This is a genomic window from Bacillota bacterium (assembly GCA_040754675.1).
Taxonomy (GTDB): domain Bacteria; phylum Bacillota; class Limnochordia; order Limnochordales; family Geochordaceae; genus Geochorda.
Window position 1 is genome coordinate 1 of sequence record JBFMCJ010000027.1, and the last position, 17,618, is coordinate 17,618.

General features: G+C 66.0%; 14 protein-coding genes. 12 read left to right on the forward strand and 2 right to left on the reverse strand.

The annotated features are described in order from the left end of the window. Window positions 1–67 precede the first annotated feature (67 nt). The 11 genes from AB1609_03045 (at window position 68) to AB1609_03095 (ending at window position 12,719) form a co-directional block, all read left to right on the forward strand. Window positions 68–274, forward strand: a complete 207-nt coding sequence (locus AB1609_03045) for an SRPBCC domain-containing protein (protein ID MEW6045444.1) — start codon at window positions 68–70, stop codon at window positions 272–274. Between the two features lie 88 nt (window positions 275–362). Further along, window positions 363–725: a PDZ domain-containing protein gene (locus AB1609_03050; protein ID MEW6045445.1), complete on the forward strand. Its 363-nt coding sequence runs from the start codon at window positions 363–365 to the stop codon at window positions 723–725. Between the two features lie 129 nt (window positions 726–854). Then, window positions 855–4,193, forward strand: a complete 3,339-nt coding sequence (locus tag AB1609_03055) for a TIM-barrel domain-containing protein (protein ID MEW6045446.1) — start codon at window positions 855–857, stop codon at window positions 4,191–4,193. 318 nt (window positions 4,194–4,511) lie between these two features. Further along, the gene (locus tag AB1609_03060; protein MEW6045447.1) at window positions 4,512–5,645 is read left to right on the forward strand and encodes an ADP-ribosylglycohydrolase family protein; all 1,134 of its coding nucleotides are present in this window, start codon (window positions 4,512–4,514) and stop codon (window positions 5,643–5,645) included. Window positions 5,646–5,706: 61 nt separating this feature from the next. Continuing rightward, entirely contained in the window at window positions 5,707–6,693 is a 987-nt protein-coding gene (locus AB1609_03065; GenBank protein MEW6045448.1) for a TRAP transporter substrate-binding protein, read from the forward strand. Window positions 6,694–6,714: 21 nt separating this feature from the next. Next, window positions 6,715–7,266: a TRAP transporter small permease gene (locus AB1609_03070; GenBank protein MEW6045449.1), complete on the forward strand. Its 552-nt coding sequence runs from the start codon at window positions 6,715–6,717 to the stop codon at window positions 7,264–7,266. Between the two features lie 76 nt (window positions 7,267–7,342). Continuing rightward, window positions 7,343–8,641: a TRAP transporter large permease gene (locus AB1609_03075; protein ID MEW6045450.1), complete on the forward strand. Its 1,299-nt coding sequence runs from the start codon at window positions 7,343–7,345 to the stop codon at window positions 8,639–8,641. A 48-nt stretch (window positions 8,642–8,689) separates the two neighbouring features. Then, window positions 8,690–9,778 (forward strand): LacI family DNA-binding transcriptional regulator, encoded by a 1,089-nt coding sequence (locus tag AB1609_03080; GenBank protein MEW6045451.1) that lies wholly within the window; start codon window positions 8,690–8,692, stop codon window positions 9,776–9,778. 117 nt (window positions 9,779–9,895) lie between these two features. Continuing rightward, window positions 9,896–10,420: a PPC domain-containing DNA-binding protein gene (locus AB1609_03085; GenBank protein ID MEW6045452.1), complete on the forward strand. Its 525-nt coding sequence runs from the start codon at window positions 9,896–9,898 to the stop codon at window positions 10,418–10,420. Between the two features lie 53 nt (window positions 10,421–10,473). After that, window positions 10,474–12,018, forward strand: a complete 1,545-nt coding sequence (locus AB1609_03090; protein ID MEW6045453.1) for an FGGY-family carbohydrate kinase — start codon at window positions 10,474–10,476, stop codon at window positions 12,016–12,018. Then, window positions 12,015–12,719: an orotidine 5'-phosphate decarboxylase / HUMPS family protein gene (locus AB1609_03095; GenBank protein MEW6045454.1), complete on the forward strand. Its 705-nt coding sequence runs from the start codon at window positions 12,015–12,017 to the stop codon at window positions 12,717–12,719. The genes AB1609_03090 and AB1609_03095 overlap by 4 nt, the downstream gene beginning before the upstream one ends. Window positions 12,720–13,056: 337 nt before the next feature. On the opposite strand, the gene AB1609_03100 is transcribed toward AB1609_03095, so the two are convergent. Continuing rightward, window positions 13,057–14,721, reverse strand: a complete 1,665-nt coding sequence (locus AB1609_03100; protein MEW6045455.1) for a methyl-accepting chemotaxis protein — start codon at window positions 14,719–14,721, stop codon at window positions 13,057–13,059. A gap of 506 nt (window positions 14,722–15,227) precedes the next feature. Between AB1609_03100 and AB1609_03105 the strand changes: the two genes are divergently transcribed. Further along, window positions 15,228–17,231 (forward strand): methyl-accepting chemotaxis protein, encoded by a 2,004-nt coding sequence (locus tag AB1609_03105; protein MEW6045456.1) that lies wholly within the window; start codon window positions 15,228–15,230, stop codon window positions 17,229–17,231. A gap of 101 nt (window positions 17,232–17,332) precedes the next feature. Here AB1609_03105 and AB1609_03110 read toward each other — a convergent pair. After that, a partial coding sequence (locus AB1609_03110) for an ABC transporter ATP-binding protein (protein MEW6045457.1) occupies window positions 17,333–17,618 on the reverse strand: 286 nt, incomplete at its 5' end.

The following is a 17,618-nucleotide window of genomic DNA, read 5'->3' on the forward strand; positions in this document are numbered from 1 at the left end:
GGATGAGAAGCGTTGAGCCTGCACAAGTTGATGGTCCGCAAGCAGATTCTCGTCAACGCCTCACGCGATTTGGCGGGCGCTGACCGATCCGTCGGAACTTAACCGGTGGCTGACCCGTTCGGCCAGCCTCGACCTGCGCGTCGGAGGCCGGATCGCCCCTCGACTACGGCTGGAGCGCTCGCGAAGCCGGCTCGATCACCGAGCTTTCGCCGCCGGAGCGGCTGGCCTACGTCACCGACGACGGATTCCGAAGGGCCTGGACGCTCACGGCTGAAGGCGAGGCCACCCGGGTACGAATCGAGTACGGCGACTTTACCGATGACGATGCCGGCCACGTTCACCGGGAGAGCGCCGACGTCGGGATGGAGCTTCTGCTGCGCAACCTCAAGAGCGTCCTCGAACAGGGGGCCGATCAGCGGGGCGACTGGTGGCGCAACTGCTTGGGCATTGCCCACACGTCGCTTCGACCGGGGCACCCCGCCTACGAGACGGTCAAGCGAGGATCCGTCGTAACGCGTGTGGTCGAAGGGTCGCCGGCGGCGGCCCCCGGCCTGCAGGCCGCAGACGTCGTGACCGGGGTCAATGGCCAGCCTGTACGGGGGTACGCCGATCTAACGCACGTGCTCGTGGGAGTCGCGCCCGGCGAGCGGGTCCGGCTCACCATCGCCCGAAACGGCCGGGCGCGGGAAGTGGAGCTCCCGCTGGGGCCGCGGCCACAAGGGTGATCGCCCTGTCGGCAGCGCGGCAGGTTGGTGCCCCGCGCCCGTCAGGCGGGCGGGAGGGGCGGTGCCCGGTTTGCGCCGCGCAGGAGTGCTGAGGCAGCGCCGGGAAGAGCCGCAGCAGGAGGGGACGGCATGGGGGAGGTGGGTTCGATGGCGAGCTGGAGGCCGGTCGCGGGCGGTGTGGCCGTCACGGGAGAGGGGGCGGCGGTCGAGCTGCGGTTTGTCTCGCCCGACGTGCTCCGCGTGAGGATTTCCCGAGACGGTACGGAGCCTGAGCCGTCCTTCGTGCTGCAGGAGGGCCTGGCAGCGGAGGCAGCCCCCGTCGACGTGGCCTGCCGGGACGGCGACATCTTCATCGAGTCGGGACGTGTCACGGCCCGTATCGGCATGGAGCCGTTTTCGCTGGAGGTCGCCGACTCGCGGGGGCGCGTGGCGTTTGTCATACCGCAAAACGGCATCCAACTCGCGGACGGGCGCGTCCTCCAGCGCTTGGCCCTTTCGCTCGAGGAGCGAATCTACGGGCTGGGGCAGGGCACGTACCCCCACCTCGACCTGCGCGGCCAGGAACGCCGGATCTGGCACGAGTGGCGAGGGTTCAGCCAGAGCGGGCCGGCCGGGATTCCGTTTCTCATCAGCACTCGGGGGTACGGGCTGCTTCTCAACACCTCCTACCCCAGCCGCTTCGCCATCGGCGAGGCGCAGGTTCCGCCGCCGGCCGACCCTCCGGGTTCCGAGACGAGGGCTCCGGCTCCGTGGCGCCAGGACGAGCCTGTGGCCGGCTCCCGGCCCGACTGCATCACGGTGCTGACCTACTGCGACCGCGTCGAGTACTTCGTCATCGTGCGCTGGCCGATGGCCGAGCTGCTGCGGGGATACCGCGAGCTGACGGGCGCCGCGCCCGTGCCTCCCATCTGGGCGCTGGGGTACATCCAGAGCAAAAACCGCTACCGCAGCCAGCGCGAGCTTCTGGAGGTGGGGCGCCAGTACCGGGCCCGGGGGATCCCCTGCGACGTGCTGGTCATCGACTGGCTATGGTTTAAGACCTTTGGCGACCTGGAGTGGGACCGGGCCGCCTGGCCGGATCCTGCGGCCATGACCCGGGAGCTTGCCAGCATGGGCTTTCGGGTGATGCAGGCACAGCACCCCTTTGTCGACAGGGGATCCGTCAACTGGCAGGATTTCCTCGAAAACGGCTACCTCGCGAGGTTTCCCGGGACCGAGGGGCCCCGCCACCCGTTGGTGCACGACAGCCTCGTCGATTTCTCCAACCCCGAGGTGAGGCGGGCCTGGTGGTCCCGGATCCGGCGGCTGTTCGACGACGGGGTCCGAGCCTACTGGATCGACATGGGCGAGCCCGAGCAGCATCCGCCGGGAAGCCGGCACTTCCTGGGCAGCCGCGAGCGCGTTCACAACATCTACAGCCTGTTCTGGGCCAAGGGGCTGTTTGAGGGGCAGCGCTCCTGCAGCAGCGAACGGGTCTTCAGCCTGGCTCGCACGGCGTACGCCGGCATCCAGCGCTACGGGTGCGCCATGTGGTCGGGGGACATTTCGCCCACCTGGGAGGTGCTGCGCTCCCAGGTGATCATCGGCCAGCAGGTGGGCCTGTCCGGCCAGCCTTACTGGACCACCGACATCGGCGGGTTCATGGCGGTGCCGTGGTACGACCCCGAACTCTACGTGCGGTGGCTGCAGTGGGGAGCCTGGTGCCCCCTGTTCCGTACGCACGGAACGAGGCCGGGCAACGAGCCCTGGTCCTTCGGGCCCCTGGTGGAGGCGGCGGCGACAGAGGCCATACGGCTTCGGTACCGGCTGCTGCCCTACATCTACGCGCACGCCTGGCAGACCCACCTGAGCGGTGTGCCCATCATGCAGGCCATGCCGATGCGGTATCCGGACAACCCCCGGGCGGCCGAAAGCGAACAGCAATTCATGTTTGGCGCAAGCCTCCTGGTAGCCCCCATCACCGAGCGCGGGGCCCGGGAGCGCCGGGTGTACCTGCCGGAGGGGAAATGGTACGACTTCTGGACGGACAGGGCGCTTTCCGGCCCGGCCGAGGTGTCGGCCTTTGCCCCGCTGGCCCGCATCCCTGTCTTTGTGAGGGCGGGCTCGATCGTGGTTTTCGGGCCGGACGTGCTCCATGCCCGGGACGCCCAGTGGGATCCGCTGACGATCCACGTCTATCCCGGGGCGGATGCCCGGTTTGTACTGCACGAGGACGACGGGGTCACGTACGCCTACGAGCGCGGCGAGCATGCGCAGACGCTCATCGAGTACTTCGACGGGGCGCGCTCGTTGGTCATCCATCCCGCTGAGGGAGCCTTCGAAGGGCAGCACGAAAGGCGGGCGATCCGGGTCGTGTTTCACGACGCCGGCCAGCCGCAGGCCGTGCTGTTGGGCGGCAGCCCGCTGCCGGGCGGGGAAGGGGCAACCTCAGCGGAGAGGCTCGAGGCGGCGTACGCCTGCGATGCCCGGGCAAGGCAAGTGACGGTGTGGCTGCCGCGGTGGCCCATCCGCCAGCCGGCTTCAGTCACTTTGGTCGGGTGCAAGCCACCCTCCGAGGCAGCCCCGCCCCAAAGCGCCTCGCCGGACGGGGGCGTGGCGGAGCTCAGGCTTGACGCCTCCTGGCCGGAGCCGGGGACCGCGGTGGTCTACGCCTACATCGAGGCGCCGCTGCCTCGGGGAAGCCCCGTCGAGTGGCAGTTCACGCCGGCGCCCGGCTGGGTGGGCGAGGAGGTGGAGGTGCCCAGGCCTGCCGGCGTGTCCGCCTTTCGGGCGTGGCGCTGCAAGGCCACAGGCTCGCAGCATGCCCCGGGAGCGCCAACTGCCGTCAGCGTAACCGTCAGGCCGCCCGAAGGGCGAAGCTTCACCCTGAGCGCGCAGATCCTTCTGGCAAGCGAATGCGTGGCCACGTGGAGCCTGCTGGGCCCCATTGCGGGGCAAAACGACCAGGGGCTTTCGGGCCTTGAGCAAGAACTGGCCAGGGGCCTGTCACAGACGAGCGTCGCGCTGGGAGGGCAAAGGTGGGACTGGAAAGCGTACAGCATGGTGAGCGATTGTTTTGGCTACCTCAACCTGGCCGGGTTGATGATCGATCGGGAGCCCTGGGAGCAGCCGCAGCAGCGCTGGGTGGCTTACGCCGCCGCCCAGGTCTGGTCGCCTGATGACCGGGAGGCGGTCGTCGAGCTGGTGGGCGAGGACCGCCTGAAGCTGTGGGTCAACGGGGAGGCGGTGGTGGAGACGCCCGTCGCCCCGGCCGTGGAGCCGCTGAGGGCCCGGGTTGCCCTGGGGGCGGGATGGAATCGCGTGCTCGTGAGATGTTCGAAGGAGACAACGTTCGAGCCTGGCGGCCGCTGGTGGGGGTTCTACGCGAGGTTGCTGGACGGCCGGCACGAGATCATGAAAGACATCAGGTTCCGTGAGGCGCTGCCGGAAGCCGAAGAGCCAGCCGGAGGGGGCGGAATGCGGCGGTGAGCGGCCCGCGGCCACGCCGGGCCTAACCCTTGTAGGCAAGGTTGACCCGGATGCCGTTGGGGCGTCGGGCCGCTTATAGCCCGGGCGCTCGGCTTCTTGCATGCGAGATGAGAGGTTCGAGATTTTCTGTCCCCAGCAGGAAAGCCGAAGGGGGTTGCCGAAGTTCGGGGGTGTAAACCTTTACGTAAACGTTGACCTACCCCAGGGGGTGAAGGAGCCTCGTCTGCTGGGGTCCTCGGAACGCCTGGCCAGGACTGAACTCAGAGTAATGGCTGTCGTGCTAACACGAGTACTTGCCACCTGCGAAAGGGGCGAAACATGGAAGATACCCTGCTGTTCAAGAAGGTATATGGATCCATCGCAGCAGCCAACATTGGCTCCGCCATGGGGGCGGCCGTGGAGTGGGTCAGCGTTCCCGGCGGCGGCTGGAAAGCCATTGAGGAGAAGCTAGGCTGGGTGGAGACCTTTCTTCCCTGGGTGCAGCAAGAACGGGACGTTCGTTACTGGAACAATAGCCCGGCCCTACATTACCAGCACATGGACATGCCGCCGGGGATGACCGAGGACGGCGCCGAGATTCGCTACCTCTTGGCGCTGGCGATCGTCGAAAAGGGCGGGCGTATCACCGTTGACGACCTGGCAGAGGTGTGGAAGCGGGAGATCAAGCGGGAGGACATCGGCCGGCTGATCAACCCGCACATCAAGATCCACTACGACCGCTTGGTGGCCGGCGACGAGAACACCCGCATACCGCCCAGGCTGCTCGGGGCTATGACACCCTGGCCTGGGCTGGTTGACGCGGCCCACATGATCAGCCCTGTCGGCGTCATCAACGCTTGCAACCCCTACCAGGCGGCCCTTGACGCGGCGGAAGTAGCCGCCATCCTGCAGCCGCCCGCCAGCGGGGGCGTGGAGGCCTGCAAGGCCATTGCCGCGGCGGTGGCCGAAGCGTTCCGGCCAAATGCCACGGTGGAGTCGGTCGTGGAAGCGTCAAGGGCCTACGGCTCGGCGCTCACTCGGCAGATTATCGACGAGGTCCTGGAGCTGGCCAAGCGGTATCCCGACATTCGAGAGATTCGCGAGCCGATCCGCCGGCACTTCGCTCCCACCTACCCCTATGCCGACGCGGTGGAAACAGCAGCGGAGGCCATCGCTCTCTTCTGGATCACGAAAGGCGACGTCAGGCAAGGCTTGATCGGAGCGACCAACCTGGGGCGCGACACGGACTGCATCGGCGGCATACTCGGGGCGATTTGCGGCGCCTTCCAAGGGATAGATGGGGTACCCGCGCAATGGGTGGAGACGGTGCAGCAGGCCATCGACCGCAACCCATACACGGTTCAGAGGCGCTCCATGCGCGACCTTGCGCTAGGGCTGACCGAGGCTGTGCGGGCCAACGCAAAGGAGGTGCAACGCCAGGTTCAGGAGCTAGCCAAACTTGACTCCAGGTAGCTATGACAGGGCGTGGTAGGCAACGCGTCAGGCAGTAGGTCACTGTGCAAGGAGGTAAGCCATGTTCAGGATCCGCGCAGGCGTTTTAGTGCTCACCGGCCTGTTGGTCTTCACTGCCACGTCAATGGCTGCGGCCCAGGCAAGCCGGACCATCCGGTTGCCCCACTGTTGCGCGGCTGGCAGCCATTTTGACGTCGCCGCCACCAAGTTTGCCGAACTGCTGGAGCAAAAGACCAATGGACGGCTCAAGGTCAGAGTCTTCCCCGGTGGGCAGCTTGGTCAGGAAACCGAGGTAATCCAGCAAGTGCAGGCCGGGACCATCGAAATGACGATCATCGGCCACGACCCGCTCGCGCAGTTCGCGCCAATTACCACTCTCTTAAGCATGCCTTACCTGCTCCGCGATCACGACCAAGCCTTTCGGGTGCTCGAAGGCCCGGTGGGCAAGGAGATCGAGCGCGCGCTTCGGGAGAAGCGGCTTCGCGTGCTGGGCTGGGGCAACAACGGTGCCCGCGTCTACACCAACAACCGGAGGCCGATCGAAAAGCCGGAGGACCTGAGGGGTCTCAAAATCCGTAGCCCGCAAAGCCCGGTCAACCTGGCAATCACGGAGGCATTGGGCGGTATCCCGGTAGCTATGCCTTATGGCGAGGTCTATACTGCCCTACAGCAAAAGACCATCGACGGTCAGGAGAACGCTGTAATCAACATCTACCCTGCCAAGCTCCATGAGGTCCAGCGATACATGTCCATGACCCACCACCTGCTCTCTTTCGTAGTGCTGGTGGTGAACGACAACTTCTTCAACTCGCTGCCGGCCGATATACAGAAGGCCATGCAGGAAGCGGCCGATGAGGCTTTGGCCTTTCAGCGACAGTACGTCGTGGGCCTCACCAATGAGCTAGTGGCCAAGATGCAGGAACATGGCGTGAAGGTCAACTGGCCTGAGCTGGAACCCTTCCGCAAGGCTACCCGGCGTATTCACGAGGAGTACATCGGTAAGTCCTTCAGCCGGGAGCTCTACGAGCTGGTCGTTCAGGCCGACTAGCGCACACGGGTTGAAGGGAGCATGAAGGGGATGCGCGCGGCCATCGTCCGGTCCATAACCAGGATAAGCACATTGGTTGAATGGATGACCATTCTTCTCACCGGCGCTCTGGTGGTCTTGGTCTCGGCCAACGTGGTCGCGCGCTATCTCCTGCAGGTCGGGCTGATCTGGGCGGAGGAACTAAGCAGGCTGGCCTTCGTGTGGGTGGTTTTCTTCGGGGCCTTCGTGGCGCTTCGTAAACGTTCGCACCTGGCGATCACCTTTGTGACGGACCACCTTCCCCCTAGGGGGCGAAGCGCCGTGCGTGTCGGTGTCATCCTCCTGACGCTTGCGTTTCTGGGGGTGGTGGTCTGGGGTGGTACGCGCTTGGTCCTCCAGACAGTTCGCTTCGGTAGGGTGACACCGATGTTGGGCATCTCGGCCGCCTGGGGTTACCTTGGAGTCCCGGTGGCCGCGTTTCTGATGTTCCTGGAGGTCCTCAGGGTCCTTCTGCAGGGGGAAGACCTGGTCCCCGATGGGGACACCACCCTGCCTGCACCAGGCCGAGTAGCAGACCAGGCACGAACCGAATGACGCAAGCCCGAATGGACGGAAGCAGGAGAGCCCCCGCGCTGATCGGGCGTGTATGACTCCGTGGGATCGGTTTTTCGTGGAGGTCAACATGGGCACGCTGGTACTATTACTGACCCTGGGTGTTTTCCTGGCCGGCCGGGTGCCGATCGCCTTCGCCCTCGGGCTCGCGTCGGTCACTTACTTGTTCTTTTTCCTGCCTGACGTACCGCTCGGGACCATCGCGCAGCAGATGTACGCCGGGGCCGATTCCTTCACGTTGACCGCCATCCCTTTCTTCGTGCTGGTCGGTGAGATCATGAACGCAGGCGGCATCTCTCGCCGACTGGTCCACTTCACCCGCACCATCGTCGGGCATCTCACCGGCGGGATGGGCGTGGTCAGCCTCGTCTCCAGCATGATTTTCGCGAGCATCTCGGGTTCGGCTGTGGCCAACGCCGCCGGCACCGGAGCCATTACCATTCCAGCGATGATCCGCTCCGGGTATCCCAGGGGCCTTGCTGCTGCCATCGAATCGGTTTCCAGCAGTTTGGGGGCTATTATTCCCCCGAGTATCCCCATGATCGTCTACGGCACCATCGCGGGCGTTTCCATTGGCGGGCTGTTTGTCGGCGGATATGTGCCTGCCATTCTCTTTGGCCTGGCCCTGGTCCCGTTGCTGCGGGCGAGTGCCGCCCGTATGGGTGTGCCTGTTGACCCCCGCTCCTCCCTGCAGGCGATGCTTAGGGCAGGCCGGGAAGCTGCGCCGGCACTTTTGGCACCGGTCCTGATTATGGGCGGCATCCTTGGCGGCGTCATGACGCCAACCGAGGCGGGAGCGATAGGTGCGCTATACGCCTTCGTGGTAGCTTACGTGTTCTACCGTGACTTGACGCTGAACGAACTCCCGCGGGTTCTCTTGAAGACGGCTGTGACGACCGGGGTCGTGATGCTGGTGATGACCGTCGCCTCGGTCTTCAGCTGGATCATGGCCTTTGAGGGCATCCCGGCAGCGGTGGCCAGTCAGCTCAGCGGGAGCGTCGGTCAGCCCTGGCTCCTTATGCTGGGCATCGTGGCCCTGTTGATTGTCGTCGGCACCTTCATCGATACCATCTCGGCATTGACCGTCCTCACACCGGTGCTGGTCCCTGTGGCAACGCAAGCCGGGATCGATCCGCTCTTCCTGGGTGTGATCGTATCTACGGCTCTAACGCTTGGAGTCTGCACCCCCCCTGTTGGGGTGGTGTTATTCGTCACCTCCAGCATTGCCAACACCTCCGTCGAAGACACTTCACGGGCGGGGCTGCCCTTCATCGCGGTCCTGATCGGCTGGACGTTCGTACTGGCCCTGCTTCCGCAGGTCATTCTGTGGCTTCCACACCTGTTCGGTTTCAACTGACAACGTCGCGGGCGCCGGCCGATGACTTCCGGCGGTAAGAGCGAAGGGATGGGTGCGACCGTGGCGGGCGGGGCAGGGCGGGCGCACAGCCCCATCACGATTAAGGATGTCGCGTTGCAGGCCGGGACTTCAACGGCGACGGTCTCCCGCGTCCTCAACGGAACGGGATTCGTCAGCCCGGAACTACGTGCGCGCGTGCTGGCGGCCGCCCGCGATCTGGGCTACTCGCCCAACGCGGTCGCCCGCAGTCTCAAGCAGCGCAGCACCCATATCATCGGGGTCATCATCAGTGACATCGCCAACCCGTTTTTCGGCTCGGTGGTCAGGGGCATCGAAGACGTTTTGGCAGCCCGTCAGTACCATCCGCTTCTGTGCAACACGGACCGCAACGCCGACAAGGAGGCTATGTACGTCCGCCTCTTTTGCGAAAGGCGGGTGGACGGGGTGATCATATCGGCCGCAGGGCAACGGGCAGATCACCTCGCGATCCTTCGGGAGCAGGGCATCCCCTGGGTCTTCGTCAACCGCCGCCCGCCTGCCTTCGGTGGTCCGGCTGTCCTGACCGACAACCGGGCCGGCGCCTACGAAGCGACCCTACACCTCATTGACCTCGGGCACCGGCGGATCGGCGTGGTGGCGGGCCCGCAGGACGTGAATACGGGGATCGACCGCCTCGCAGGCTACCAGGAAGCGATGGAGGCGCGAGGGCTGGCTATTGACCCGGACTGGGTCGTCTATGGGGATTTCCGTGAGGAGAGTGGTTACCAAGGAGCGCGCAAATTGATGGCGCTCCCGCCTGAGCGGCGTATCACGGCGCTGTTCGTCACCAACAACCAGATGACTATCGGCGTGTTGCGAGCGCTGCGCGAACTTGGAGTGCGGATTCCCGACGATGTGGCGCTGGTGGGCTTCGACGACAGCGAATGGGCTCGCATTGTGGACCCGCCCCTGACTACGGTGGCTCAGCGCATCTACGAGATGGGGACGGCCGCGGCGCGCATGCTCCTGCGCGCTGTCGCGAGAACCGCGGTTCCGGCCTTGAATGAGCCTGGACGGGACATTCTTCTCAAGCCCCGATTGATCGTCCGTGCATCTTGCGGCGCCGGCCGGTTAACGGTGCGCGAGAGGGGGGCGTAACATGTAGACCGGCCCGGTCTTGTCGCAAACGCATTGCCTGCTCGCACCGCTCAGCACTGAAACGGAACGAGAGCCGAAAGCGCCGGAGGGCATAGGGAGGAGTCAAACCAGTCAACCATGGTCTTTGGGACGGGATCGATCCGACGGGTTGTGGTCATCCACCTCGACCGCGGCGAGGACGTGTTGGAGTCCCTACGGCAAATCGTGCGAGCGGAGCAAATCCGTAATGGTGTCATCCTGACGGGCTACGGTACCCTGGACCGGTTCTCCTACCACGCCGTCACCACAGCGGGTTTGCCTCCCCAGGACCGCTTCGTCACGGTGGAGCGGCCCCTCGAAATCGTCGGTATCCATGGGGTTATCGCAGACGGCGAGATCCACGCCCACATTGCGGTGGCCGACCTCGAACGCGGCTTCGGAGGGCATCTCGAACCGGGCTGCAGGGTCCTGTACCTGTGCGACGTAGTGATTGGCGAGGTTGACGGCGTTGACATGCGCTTCGAAACCCGTCCGGAGACGGGGCTTCGGCTGCTCAACGTCAGCCCCGGGCATGAGGTACCGGGCCCGCGGATCGACGGCGGGCCCGGCGGGCCCAGGCCAGAACCAAGACCGTATACCGGGCGGCCAGGTGGCCACGAGTGAACGGGCAAGCGGCGAGGCCGAGGACAGGCAGGGTAGCCGCGGCTGTCGTCGGAGTGGATCTGGGGACCAGCGGGGTACGCGCGGTGGCTTTTGATCAAGGGCTTCGGGTGCTGGCCCAGGCCGCACGACCCTACGGAATGGTGGTCGCTCCGAACGGGGCGGCGGAGCAAGACGCTCGCCAGGTGGCGGAAGCCGCCGAAGCAGCCGTTGCAGAGGTGGTTGCCAAACTGGCGGGAGGACCCCGGATAGCTGCTCTGGCTCTGTGTGGAACGGCAAGCAGTCTGGCCGCGTTCGGGCCCACGGATGGGCTTGGCCGGACGCAGGGGGACGGGAGCGGCAGTTTCGTGCCGCTGACGCCAGCCTGGCTTTGGGCCGACGTCCGAGCGGCTGCGGAAGCGGCCGAGATCCGTGAACGGTTCGGCAATGTCCCGTATCAGCGTACGGGCTGCCCCGTTCACGCCAGCTACTGGCCCGCCAAACTCTTGAACTGGCGCCGACAAGGCCGATTACCCGGGCATCCCGCCATTTTGGCCGGGATTAAAGACTACGTGCTATACCGCCTGACGGGAGAATGGTTGGTAGATTCCGCCGTCGCGGCAGCTACAGGCCTTTTCGACAGCGATCATGGGATTTGGGACGGGGAGCTTCTAAACTGGCTGGGCATCGGACAGGCCCAACTTCCCCGGGTGGTCTCGCCGGCTCAGCGACTGCCGCTGACTGCGAGTGCAGCCGATCGTTTGGGCCTGCCTCGTAAGACCGAGATAGTGGTGGGGTCGCTGGACGGGGTCCTGGCCCACCTGGGCCTGGGTTGCGAGCGGGCCGGGCTGGCCAGCTGCATGGTGGGAACGAGCGGTGCCGTAAGATTCACCCTTCCGAAACGGTCGTTGGATACTGCCGGGCGGACCTGGTGCTACCCGGCACCTGGCGGAGCTTGGGTCGCCGGGGGCGCTGTCAACAACGGGGGAAATGTGCTCACGTGGCTCGGCGGCCTCATCGAAGAGCTGATGGCAAGCTCCACCGGACCGTGCCGCCGGTCGGAGGCCGGTACTTTGGCATCGATGGAATGGCCTGACCGACTCGTGAGGTTGGCGATGCGGGCGCCGGCCGGAGCGAACGGGCTGTTGTTCTTGCCTTACGTGTACGGTGAGCGCAGCCCGTTGTGGCGGGAAGACGTTCGAGGGGCGCTCATAGGCCTGGGGCCAGCCCACGGAGCGCCGGAGCTGGCGCGGGCGGTGCTGGAGGGTCTCAGCCTGGGACTCTACGCGGTCTACCGGGCCCTGGTCGCTCAGGCGGGTCCGGCAAGTGAAGTGCGGGCCAGCGGCGGGTTCGTAGCGTCGGAGCCATGGGTCCAGCTGCAGGCCGACGTCTTCGGAACACCCGTGGTGGTGACGGACCAATCGCAGCCGACGGCAGCGGGCGCCGCCATGGTGGCCTGGTATGCGGTCGGCGGGGCATCGCTGGCTGAGCTGGCCGCCGGCGTGCGCGTGACAAGGGTGTTCGAGCCGAATCCCCGCCGGCATGCCCAGTACGAAGCTCTGATGCGCCAGGTGGAGCGGCTACGGGACGCCGTCTGGCCGGGAGGGGGCCCTGCGAGATGAACGCGCTGCGGCAGCCGACCGTGCCCCCTTGCCTGCAGGTCGCACTTGACATGGTGTCACTCAACGTGGCCGTCGGGGTGGCAGAGCGGATCGCTGGCAAGGTGAGACGCCTCGAGGTCGGCACCCCCCTCTTGCTTGCCAGCGGTCTGGCCGCGGTGCGACGGATGAGGGCGCTGGCCCCCGACGCCGTTATTGTGGCGGACACCAAAATCTGTGACGCTGGAGAACGCATTGCCCTCAGCGCTTTTGAGGCTGGAGCCGACGTGGTGACGGTGGTGGCCGCTGTGGCGGACCGGGCGACGTGGGAGGGCGTCGGCCGGGCGGCCCGGGCGGAGGAGGACATCGCCCCATGGCGGCGGAGGCTTGTCATGGCGGACCTGATAGGCTGCTCTGACGAGCCGGAGGCCGCTCGCCGAGCGCAAGAGCTCGGAGCGCACGAGGTCTGCTTGCACCTGCCCAGGTGGCCACAGGTCGGATCGCGGGACGTGGGCACCGCTCTCGCACGCATTGAAGCGGTGCGTAGAGCGGTGGCCGTCCCCGTTTACGTGGCAGGAGGGTTGGGCCCGGAAGACTTGCCGAAGCTCGCCGGGTCCGGCGTCGATGGCTTCATCGTTGGCGGCGCCGTGACGAGCGCAAGCGACCCCTTGGGGGTGCTACAAGCGTTGCACGCGCAGCTATCGGGTCCCGGCACACGGCCGTAGCAACGTACACCCTCAGGTACCCCTGGCGGGCCGCCGTCGACGAGAGCACCTATTCCAGGCTCCGAGAATGGGCGACGGTTTCCGGACCGAGCGCTTCAGTGGCCAAACCGATGCGGTTGGCGGATTCTTCAACCCATGTTGACTAGCGAGGAACCATATCCTTTATCGTCAATTGCGCCTCCAAAAGGAGTCAACACCCCGAGTCTCTCTCTGTTGATCATCCGGTGTCGCGGCTGTCAGATCGATTTCCGTTGCGCGGGCGGCGCGAACGGGCTCGGCGTCGTCGTCCGGGTGCGCGAGGGCTGCGGGGCCATCGCTCGGGGCATCTTGGTACGGCCTACAGCCGGAAGACCTCAACCTCTTTGAGGAGTTGATTGGCCATTGCCGCCAGGCTGGTGGAAAGCGTTGCGATCTGTTCAACGGCGCCGGACTGCTCCTCAGCGGTCGAGGCCAGTTCCTCGGTGCCCGCCGCGTTTTGCTGGGCAACGGCCGTGATCTCCTCAACCGACCGCAGCATCTGTTCGCTGGCCGCCGCCATCTTCTGGGCCGCCGCGCTCAGCGCCTGAATCTGTCGCAGGGAGTGTTCAACCGTTTGCGTGATCGCCTCGAAGGTCTGCCCGGAACTCGCCACGGTCTCCGCTCCGGCGGCCACCGCGGTACGCCCTGCCTCCGTCACCAGTACCGCGCGTTCGACGTCTGCCCGGATTTCGCCGATGAGGCCCCCGATCTCCGCTGCGGCCTGCCGGGACTGGACGGCCAGCTTGCGCACCTCTTCGGCCACGACTGCAAAACCCCGGCCCTGTTCACCTGCACGGGCTGCTTCAATGGCTGCGTTGAGGGCAAGGAGGTTGGTCTGCTCGGCCAGTGCCGTGATGGCGTCGGTAATCTGGCCGACGCGCTGCGAGCGCTGGCCCAGCTCATACACCGCCTGGCCGGACTCCGAAACCGCCCGCTGAATGTCCTCCATGCGACCCTTCATGGCGGCCACGGCTTCACGGCCACTCTTCGCCAGCTTGGCGGCCTCGTCCGCTCCCCGAGCCATCTCCTGCGTAACGGCCGCCACCTGCCGGGCCATTTCACTTAATTGCCGGGCGCCTTCCGCCGTGGCCGCGGCCTCCTCGGACTGGCGCTGGGCACCGGCCGCCATCTGGTTGGCGGTCTCGGCCACCTGCTGGACCGCCAGCCGCACCTGGGTGGAGGCGTCGGCCAGTCCCTGGCTGGATGCCGTGACTTGCTCCGCACTGTGCCTGACGCCCTGTACCAGCTGCCGCAGGTTTTGGGACGCACCGTCCAGGGCTTTGGCTGCACGGCCCAGCTCGTCGTTGGTGGTGACCTGCGTCCGGCGCGTCAGGTCGCCCTCTGCCAGGGCGTGAAGGGCGCTGACCAGCTGGCCGTTGAGGGGGTTGATGATGACCTTACGAAGGATGAGGCCCAACATGAGGATGAGCAGCACCACCGCTCCGAGGGAGCTGCCTGCGAGCACGGCGGCCCGGGTGTTGGCGCTTTGGATCATGGAGTCCATGGGAATGGTAATGACCAGCCCGCCGATCACATCACCTTTCTGAACACCGATATGACACGACGAGCACCGCTCACTGGTGGCAATGTCGCGGATGATGCGCCGGTAACGGGTCGTACCGCTGACGGACTCGACTTTCTCGAACGCGGTCCGGCCGCCGCGTCCAATCGCCTCCAGACCCTGGTGCTCAAAGGCGTCTTGAGGGGCGTTATCGGGGTTGAGGGGATCCAGGCTAACGAACCGGACCGAGTGGCCTCTCCGAGCCTCCAGATCCTTCAACATCTCGACGGTTGCCGCCTCGGGCAATGCGACTTCCAGCGTTTCGGCAAGGTACTGGCGGGTTGCGCGCACCTGGGCCTCGAGGAGTTCTGCCTGCTCGCGGACCTCTGCCACGAGCGCCTTCTTCTGGTTCCTCACCAGGTAGACCGTCGCCACTCCCATGACGAGCAGCACCACAAGGCCACTCGGGATGATGAATTTCATGGTTAGACCACTTGCGGGCAGGCGGGACATGACCCCAACTCCCTCCGTCAGGACATGGCCCCAACTCCCTGCGTGGCACGCAAAACCCCCAGCATAGCAACGCGCCTCGTTGGCCGGACCCTACAGCCGGTTGGCGCCGGTTGGCAAGAGGAGAATGTCCCGTGTCGGCCGGGAAAGTGTCACAGATTGCGAAAGATGCCGACAAACGGCTTGGTGGCAAACGTCATTGTCGGGGCGAGCCGGCCGCCACTCTTCGCTGTGAAATCTTCATGCAAGCCCACCTCCTGTTGGCTCCCGAGCCGCGCTTGTACCCTGGATGGCGCCAGCGCCCCGTCCGTGAATGTGGGTCGCTTCACTCCGGCCTGCCGCTTACCGATCCATGGATAGGAGTCTACACAAGTCTCCCGTTAACAAGAGGATTGCCTCAACGAAAGGAGGATCGGCATCCGGGACCGCGTGCGGCCGGCTCCCGGCGGCGCGCCCTGCCCGGATGCACCAGCCGGGATATGAGGAGTTTCAGCCAGCAGCTCATGGCCGCAATGGTCATGCTCGTGGTCCTCTCGGCGGCTGCCGTTGCCGTTCTGGTGTACACGACTTCCAGCAGGATGCTCGTCCAGCAGATCCAGGAGACTGCCTACTCCCAGCTGCGGCTCAGCGGTCGCCTCATCGAAGCGGCGAGGGCTCGCACTGTTGAAGTCGTCGAGTCGCTGGCTTCGAAGCTTGCGCGTCAGGCGCAGCTAACGTCATTCCAGGACCTTCCGTCCTATGCCGGCACGCTCTATACGGACGTTGCCGGAAGCAAAGACGTGCTGGAGGTCAAAGTCGCGAGTACCGACGGCAAGGCCATGGTGCTCAGGGCGTCAGGCGAGATGGAGCCAACAGATGTGGACAAAGACCCCCTGTTCAAGGAAGCCTTTCAGGGGCGATTGGCCTACGGAAATCCGTTCCGCTACCCCGGCACCGGCCAGATCGCGGTGGAGATCGTGGTCCCGCTGCGGGACGAGCAGTCGGGCAAGGTGAGCGGCGCGCTGAGCGGCGTGGTGCCAGCCGATTACATGGCGCAGCAGGCGGGCGGCCTGAAGCTCGGCAAGACCGGGTTGGGGATGCTCGTCAACCAGGACGGCCTGGTGCTGGCTCACCCTGACCAGAAGCAAGTGCTCACCCTCAACCTCATAGCCGGCGCGGCCAGCGACGCGGAACGGAACGTCTACCGCGAGGTGCTGGCCTCCGACCGCTCCACGGTCAGGTTTACCCGGCTTGGGGGGCAGGAACAGTTGATAGGCGTCCAGCCCATCGAGGGCACGCCCTGGAGACTGGTCATCCAGGCCTCCCGCGCCGAGCTGACGCAGGCTGTGGGAGCGCTGTTCCGCCAGACGGTAATCATTGGCGCCGTCATGGCCCTGGTGGCCCTGGCCGCTGCCTACTGGGTCGGGCGCCTTCAGTCGCGGGGCGTGGTCGAAGTGGCCCACGCGATGGAGGGGCTGGCGGAGGGTGACCTGACGCGGGCCGTGCCCGTCCGGGGGCGCACTGAGATCGCCCGCCTGGCGCAAGCGTTCAACAGGACGTCCGAGCGGCTCCGGCAGCTTGTCGGACAGGTTCGCGGCGGAGCCCAGCAGGTGGCCAACTCGAGCCAGGAGCTGGCCAGTTCGTCGCAGCAGGTGGGGCAGGGCGTGCAGCAGGTGGCAGCCACCGTCGATCAGATGGCCAAGGCGAGCGAACGGCAGTCCTCCGCCGCCTCCAGCGCCTCCGGGAGCGTGCGGCAGATGGGCGAGTCGGTGCGGCGGGTCTCAACGGCCATCAAGGAGATCGCCGACGGCAGCAACGACGTGGCAAGGCTCGCCCGGGACGGGCAGTCGGCCCTCGGCAACATCACGCAGCGGATGGCGCAGATTGAGCAGACCGCCGGGGAGTCGGGCAGGGCCGTAGAGGACCTGGGCCACCGCTCGCAGCGCATCGGCCAGATCGTAGACGTCATCACGGGGATCGCCGAGCAGACCAACCTTTTGGCGCTCAATGCCGCCATTGAGGCGGCCCGGGCCGGAGAGCAGGGCAGGGGCTTCGCCGTGGTGGCCGAGGAAGTGAGGAAGCTTGCCGAGCAGTCTCGCCAGGCGGCGGCCGAGATCGCCAACCTGATCGCGGAGATCCGGCAGGAGGTGGAACGCGCCGTTCGCAACACGGAGGCGGTGCGGGCGGCCGTTTCCGAGGGCGTGGATGCCGTGAATGCATCGGGCCAGACGTTTGAGGCCATCACGCAGGCCGTGGATCGCTCGGTGACCCAGACCATGGAGGTGAGTAAGGCCGCCGAGGAGATGGCGGCCGCAAGTGAAGCCGCCATCAAGGCGGTGGACGAGATCGCGGCCATCACCCAGGAGAACGCGGCGGGTGCCGAAGAGGTGGCCTCCAGCACCGAGGAGCAGTCCTCCGCCGTTGAGGAGATCGCCGGCGCCGCTCAGAGGTTGGCGCGCATGGCGCAGGAGCTGCTCAAGGCGGTTGAGGCGTTCAGGGTGTAAAGCTTGCAGCACGCGCCTGCCTGTTGCTGCTGGCCGGCCCCGGGCGTTTCGCTCGGGGCCGGCCCTTTTCTACGCAGGCCATGGGCGCCGAGGGCTGGCAATCACATGTGGCGCTTCCGGCGGCGGTAGGCCTTGACGTCCCGGTAGCTCTTCTGGCCACCTTCCCCCGACAGGCCCAGGTAAAACTCCTGGACGTCGGGGTTCGACCGCAGCGAATCGGCGGACCCCTCGAGGACGATGCGGCCGTTCTCCATGACGTAGCCCCGGTGGGCAATTGAAAGGGCCATCCGGGCGTTTTGCTCGACGAGGAGGACCGTCACGCCTTCTTCCTGGTTGATCCGCTGGATGATGGCGAAGATCTCTCGCACCAGCAGCGGCGACAGCCCC

Bases quoted from the DNA above. Each gene is read 5' to 3' on its own strand.
- AB1609_03050 (MEW6045445.1), top strand. From the start codon at position 363: ATGGAGCTTCTGCTGCGCAACCTCAAGAGCGTCCTCGAACAGGGGGCC.
- AB1609_03055 (MEW6045446.1), top strand. From the start codon at position 855: ATGGGGGAGGTGGGTTCGATGGCGAGCTGGAGGCCGGTCGCGGGCGGT.
- AB1609_03060 (MEW6045447.1), top strand. From the start codon at position 4,512: ATGGAAGATACCCTGCTGTTCAAGAAGGTATATGGATCCATCGCAGCA.
- AB1609_03065 (MEW6045448.1), top strand. From the start codon at position 5,707: ATGTTCAGGATCCGCGCAGGCGTTTTAGTGCTCACCGGCCTGTTGGTC.
- AB1609_03070 (MEW6045449.1), top strand. From the start codon at position 6,715: ATGAAGGGGATGCGCGCGGCCATCGTCCGGTCCATAACCAGGATAAGC.
- AB1609_03080 (MEW6045451.1), top strand. From the start codon at position 8,690: ATGGGTGCGACCGTGGCGGGCGGGGCAGGGCGGGCGCACAGCCCCATC.
- AB1609_03085 (MEW6045452.1), top strand. From the start codon at position 9,896: ATGGTCTTTGGGACGGGATCGATCCGACGGGTTGTGGTCATCCACCTC.
- AB1609_03095 (MEW6045454.1), top strand. From the start codon at position 12,015: ATGAACGCGCTGCGGCAGCCGACCGTGCCCCCTTGCCTGCAGGTCGCA.
- AB1609_03100 (MEW6045455.1), bottom strand. From the start codon at position 14,721: ATGAAATTCATCATCCCGAGTGGCCTTGTGGTGCTGCTCGTCATGGGA.
- AB1609_03105 (MEW6045456.1), top strand. From the start codon at position 15,228: ATGAGGAGTTTCAGCCAGCAGCTCATGGCCGCAATGGTCATGCTCGTG.